3 protein-coding genes are annotated in these 2,649 nt (G+C 68.5%); all 3 read right to left on the reverse strand.

Annotated features, from left to right (window positions below):
- Window positions 1–197 precede the first annotated feature (197 nt).
- The gene (locus KBX06_RS27365) at window positions 198–590 is read right to left on the reverse strand and encodes a hypothetical protein (RefSeq protein ID WP_210839937.1); all 393 of its coding nucleotides are present in this window, start codon (window positions 588–590) and stop codon (window positions 198–200) included.
- Between the two features lie 114 nt (window positions 591–704).
- Complete coding sequence (locus KBX06_RS27370; protein WP_210839938.1) at window positions 705–1,721, reverse strand: site-specific integrase; 1,017 nt, start codon at window positions 1,719–1,721, stop codon at window positions 705–707.
- Between the two features lie 227 nt (window positions 1,722–1,948).
- On the reverse strand, window positions 1,949–2,512 hold the full coding sequence (locus KBX06_RS27375; protein WP_210839939.1) for a hypothetical protein: 564 nt from the start codon (window positions 2,510–2,512) through the stop codon (window positions 1,949–1,951).
- Window positions 2,513–2,649 lie beyond the last annotated feature (137 nt).

Genomic DNA, 2,649 nt, shown 5'->3' on the forward strand with positions numbered 1-2,649 from the left:
TCGGATACGCCGCACGCTCACCCATGATCAGCCCAACGCCGGCCGGACCTACCGGTTACGACCACGGCTCACATTCACATGCCGGCCCAAACCCAGAATGGACGAAAGCTACCGAACCACCCTCTGACTCCACGACGACCAGGCAGCAATCCCGGCCACCGCCACCGTGCTCACGTCTCGGGCAAGCCGGGTCGGCGTCATCGAACCACCCCCAGCCCGAAACGTCGCTCGATGGCCCGGACCTCGACGGGACCCACGGACGGACGTCCGCCGATGTCCAGCCGCGTCTGGACATCAGCCCATCGCCACCACCGTCGGCCGACGTCGCTCGCGCCGCGGCCGGTCGCTCTCACGATGTCCGGTAGGTCCGCGCCCGCCCGCAGGGCAGCGTGGATCATCGAGGGTTGCCAGCGAGTCCACCAAAACACCATCGCACCGGACAACGCCAGCTCCGCCAGGACATCATCGAGTCCGGATTCCGGCGTCCGAGCGACGGCACGGTCGGGAAGATCGAGAAGGAGTTGGAACGGGTTGATCTCTTCCGCATCGGCGAATCGCACCGGTGGATCGGTCGGTAGGGCCGGGTTCATCGGGCACCCTCCGATGCCCGTAAGCTGGGCAAACGCAGGGGTAGCGGGTCGCCGACGATCGTGGCGTTGTGGTTCGCATGGTGGTACCCCCGGCCCACCAGCCGTTCTCCCTGCTCAGCCATGCTGCCGACGACCCGGACGCACCGCATCGAGATCCGGACCGACGCCCTCAGTCCGCACTGAGTCCGCAGCAGCACGACCCGCCGCGCGGTCTAGGCGATCCGCCACCTGGTCCAGGTCGTCCTCGAACAGGTCCGCGTACACGTCCAGCGTCATGGCCGCCGAGGCGTGCCCGAGCATCCGCTGCACCGCCTTGACGTTGGCGCCCTCGGCCACCGCGAGACTGGCCGCCGTGTGCCGCAGCTCGTGCGGCGTCAGGCCGGCGAGCCCGATCGACTCCGCAGCCCGATCGAAGACGCGGCGACGGAAGTTGTTGTTGCGCAGCACATCGCCGGCCGGGGAGGTGAACACCAGCTCGTCACCGGAACGGCCGGCGATCTGCGCGGCGATCGGCTCGACCAGGAACCGGGGGAGCGGCACCGACCGCCGTTGGTGCGTCTTCGGCGTACCGAACACCGCCCGACCGTTGACCTCGGTCACCGACTCCGCTACCAGCAGCCGGCGCTTGACCAGGTCCACCCGCCGCACCCGAAGCGCGGCCAGTTCGCCCCACCGCAGCCCGGTGTAGGCCAGCACCCGGATGATCAGCCCGTGCGGCTCTGCCGCCGCCGCCAGCTCGCCCACCTGGCCGTGCGTCAGGAACACCTTCTCCGACCGTCCGACCCGGGGCAGCCGCACACCGGCCGCGACGTTGCGAGTCAACCGGCCGTCCCGAACTGCCAAGGCCAGCAGTAGCGAGAACACTCGGTGAGCTTGCCGAACGGTGGACGGCGCAAGACCGGCCTGCGTCATGCGGCGCACCCACTCCCCGACGTCGGCGTGTGTGACTGCCGAAAGCGGGACGCGTTCCCACACCGGAAGCACCTGCCTCCGCAGCAGACTGCCGTACCGCTGCCGAGTCGACGGCTTGAGCTGCACCTGATTGGCGAACCACCGGGCAGCCCAGTCGCCAACGGTGACCCGCGAGAGAGCCGGATCGACCCACTCACCGTGGGCGAGTGCCGTCTTCATCAAGGCGGCCCGCAAGCGGGCCGCGCCGGCCGGCCCCGGCCTACTGGCGACCTTCGGCCGGCATCAGCCGGGCCGGCCGGCCACGCTGACGGATGACAAGACCTCGAAGACCTCGGGGCTCCGCCCCGAACCCCGGCCCTCCTCAGAGATCGGCCGGGCGGATCGCCTCGCCGGGCACCACAAGGGCTGCCAGCCTCCCCGGACCGGGACAAGGTCGTTCCTTAGGCTTACTGAGTCTGGATGGTGTTCCGGGCCGCCGGGTTGGTTAGGGCGACGGGGTAGGTGACCTCTCTGACCTGTCGATCGGGGGTCTCGACCGAGAACCGTATCGGCAACGGCTCGATTGAGAACGGGACCGAGCAGTCGATGTTCAGCTTGACATCGATCCAGCCGGCACCGCCGGGGCGTAGCAGCCGAGACTGGCCGAAGCCATTGCCCCGGAAGCCCGGGCGTTGGCCGATAGCCGCACGAACCGTGATCGGCGCAGGGCCAGCGTTGACCACTGTCAGTTGCCCGTCCATCCGAAGGACACGCGCGCCGTCCGAACCCCCGTTGCTGGTAGGTGCAGGGAATGCCACGAGGGAGACCGAAGTGTTCCGCTCCCGATCCTCCCGTGAGGCTCGCAGCTCGCTAACACCGACACCACCGAGCACAACGCCGACCACGAAGGCAGCGACGAGCCGTACATTCACCTTCCGCCTGGCCATGAGGCGGTCGGTGGTGGTGTCGCCCGACTGCGCCAGCTGGTGATCGTGCTCGTCTAGGTCAACCACTTCACGCTCCGCCGACATGGCGTCAGCCTAGTACTCCAACGTCACTTGGCTTCAGCGTTGGGCGTGGCGCGGGCATGAAGACGGCCACCGCGTTGATCATCGATGGTTTGTGAGGACAACCGAAGATCGTGCGGTGGCCGCGTGCCACAGCGTAG

Source organism: Micromonospora sp. C31 (assembly GCF_018070575.1).
Taxonomy (GTDB): Bacteria; Actinomycetota; Actinomycetes; order Mycobacteriales; family Micromonosporaceae; genus Micromonospora.